General features: G+C 33.8%; 4 protein-coding genes. All 4 read left to right on the top strand.

Annotation, left to right across the window (positions count from 1 at the left end; all coding sequences use genetic code 11):
- The coding region (locus JCM17102_RS30810) for a DUF6734 family protein (RefSeq protein WP_025076547.1) at positions 1-698 on the top strand (698 nt) is incomplete at its 5' end.
- A 60-nt stretch (positions 699-758) separates the two neighbouring features.
- A complete protein-coding gene (locus JCM17102_RS30535; RefSeq protein ID WP_025076546.1) occupies positions 759-1331 on the top strand; it encodes a hypothetical protein in 573 nt (190 codons plus the stop codon).
- Complete coding sequence (locus tag JCM17102_RS25305; protein ID WP_025076545.1) at positions 1328-1798, top strand: hypothetical protein; 471 nt, start codon at positions 1328-1330, stop codon at positions 1796-1798. The genes JCM17102_RS30535 and JCM17102_RS25305 overlap by 4 nt, the downstream gene beginning before the upstream one ends.
- Before the next feature lie 509 nt (positions 1799-2307).
- On the top strand, positions 2308-2769 hold a 462-nt coding region (locus JCM17102_RS25300; RefSeq protein WP_033887232.1), incomplete at its 3' end, for a hypothetical protein.

The raw sequence follows: 2769 nt of genomic DNA, 5'->3' as shown, positions 1-2769 counted from the left end.
ATAAGTATAGCCGCGTGACATTGATGCATATTTTGGGTGGACATAAAAGAAATCAGCGAATTTGTGAACTGCTGGGTAAAACCTTATTATACAAATATCCTGAGTATTACAAGAGAGTATTGGAACTGTTTCCATATAGCCATAAGCGGTTGCGTGACAAAAATAAATGTTCAATTACTCCCAACTTGACTTCGCAGATGTGCATTGCTGCTTATCATGATCATTTAGATAGTTTATCCGCAAAATGGAGAAAAATATCCAACGAAGATTTATATAACCAAGAGAAATCTTCATCTGCTTACGTTGGCTTCTTGAATGCTAAACGTGGAATACAAAATCTATGTGTTCTTAGTAGAAATCCCTATTTGTCCGTTTTTGAGATTCCTAAACATTGGCCATTGGAGGCCAAACGTTTGCTAAGAGATCGAATCAATAAAGATATGCCTTTCGATAATTTTGATATCGTTTGTATTCCCAGTTTGCTCGACAAAGGATTTAAAGAGATAATCATCAAAGATTTATGTTACAATATTTTGAATTTATTGAAAGAGAAACAAACATTTGGACGTCTATTGGAAGAGTTATTGCCTCTTTTTTCATTTGAGATAAAGAAAGACGAGCATCAAGTTTACAGATTAGTTATAAATGAGCTTGAATATCTCTTTTACCATGGATTGATATGTGTTGAATCAAATTGAGATAGTGTTTTTCACTATATATAATTATTTAATTTATAAACTTTTAAAAACAAAAGAAAAATGGAAGAAAAGAACAAAAGTGAAGAATTGAAGCAACAAGAAACAAATGGAGCTTCATCGGCTACGAGAACTACTTATTCTACTGGTACAGGTATGGGGGCGGATGATTGTATGTCTCAAGATTTTTTCAATTCTCTGAATGACAGAGGGGCCATATCTGGTACGATTTATGTATGTGGCCTGGGATGGGTGACAGCCAGTGGTTGTGGTAGTGGTTGTGGTTCAGGTTGCGGTTCAGGTTGCGGTAGTATTCCTAGTTGTCTTTGTGGTTGTTGTAGCTATGATCTCTGTAGTTGCATTAATTCCGGTTGTGGTTCTGGATCTGGTTGTGGCTCTAGTTCCGGTTCTGGAAGTGGTTCCGGTTGTGGATCAAGTGATAGTCATACTTGCGCATGTAGTTGTTATTACTGTGGTGCTTATGGTTGTGGTGCTGGCAGTGGTTCTATTGATCCGGAAAAGATTATGGAGGCTCGTAAACCTGAGAATGTTAGAAATAGTAAAGTAGTTTTAGATTGTATGAGGACTCTGTGGAAAACTGTAATTGATTATGAAGAAAAGAAAAAAAAGAATTGAAAAAGGAATTAACAAAAGAAGAGTATGCAAAAATTAGATACAAAAGAAGAGAAGCAGCTTGTTTTATTTATTACAGACCGGCAGATGGGCAGTATTATATAGGTAAGATAAAGTACGGTGAACCTGTGTCAGGTGATGCACAAGCATCTGTTTATTTAGGATCATCGCTTCCTGTTGAGAATGGTGTCCCAAAAGATGCTATTTGTATTACGACATGCCATACGCATACTCCATTTTTAGATGGTTCTTTTGAACAAGAACGTGAAGTCGGTCCATCTAAAGGAGACTACGATTATTTGAAGAACGGTGATGAGAGTAATTATGGAATTGTGTTGGATTATGTAGGAATTCATGTTGCCGATAAGGGAGATTTTGTATTTCCGGGACATAGTGTAACTGACCCTCCACAGATGTATATTTATTATAATAACGGAAGGAAGGCAGATAAATATTCATTTATTGATTAAGTGTTGTTGCTGAAACGTGTAGTTTTTTCCTATTTATATTATATATTTATTATAGGTAAAAATAGTAAGTAATAATCCGCTGTCTTGTTAGGCGTTGATTAGGATAATCTTTAAAAAATCTCTCAAATTTAGAGGTAGGTGTTAATAATAACCTGCCTCTAAATGTTTTATAAATTAGAGATATTATATAGTAGCCATCTTGAATATATATATTGCATGTATGATAGATGTTTATTGCTTAATATTGAATATAATGTTTCAATAAAATTGATTGAGATAGTGTGTTTTTAGATTGTTTTAATTACATGTTAAATTAGCTCTTCTTTTTTATCTGTTTTTTCTGAATAACTTTGTCTTTATTCGAAAAATAATATTACTTTTGCTATAGTATGTATAATATGAGGATAAAAGTGTAATCACTATTATGTAAAGTATTGGATATGAAAAATAATAATGCGGGCCATGGATTGACTATTATTTAAAGCTTTGATTAAATAAATTAAATTATTATGAAACATTTTTTTTTATTGTTGTTATTTGTTTGTACAAATGGCATGCTGATTGCACAAGAAGCTCTCTCTTCTATGCCAAAAGAGAAAAGAGATAGTATTTTAGTTGAGATTATTCAGAACTTACTAAAAGAGAAGTTTCCCAAATGGTACCGTAAGGAGATAATTCCTAGCGTGGTGCAAGGTGATTTTATGTTTTTAAAACACAAGTGGCTACAAGAAGGATGGCCGGATTCTTTCTATATATTGCCGGATTATTTGAAACCGGAAGATCTATGTTATCACGTGACGTTTTATTATGAAAAATGGCGTGATGAGAATTACCCTAATCGATCTACGGTACAAGCAACAATTATTGATAAAAGCCACGAAGTTTACCGGATTTATTTGAGAGAGCCTAATGCAGGCTATCGTTGGCATGGGTTACAAAAAATGAAAGGTGAAGAGCCACTTTCTTCTATG

The sequence above is a fragment of the Bacteroides faecichinchillae JCM 17102 genome, assembly GCF_000614145.1.
In the GTDB taxonomy this organism is placed as follows: Bacteria; Bacteroidota; Bacteroidia; order Bacteroidales; family Bacteroidaceae; genus Bacteroides; species Bacteroides faecichinchillae.
This window is presented reverse-complemented; position numbering and strand designations above follow the sequence as displayed.

Coding starts and splice junctions, on each gene's coding strand:
- JCM17102_RS30535 (WP_025076546.1), top strand. CDS start 759: ATGGAAGAAAAGAACAAAAGTGAAGAATTGAAGCAACAAGAAACAAAT.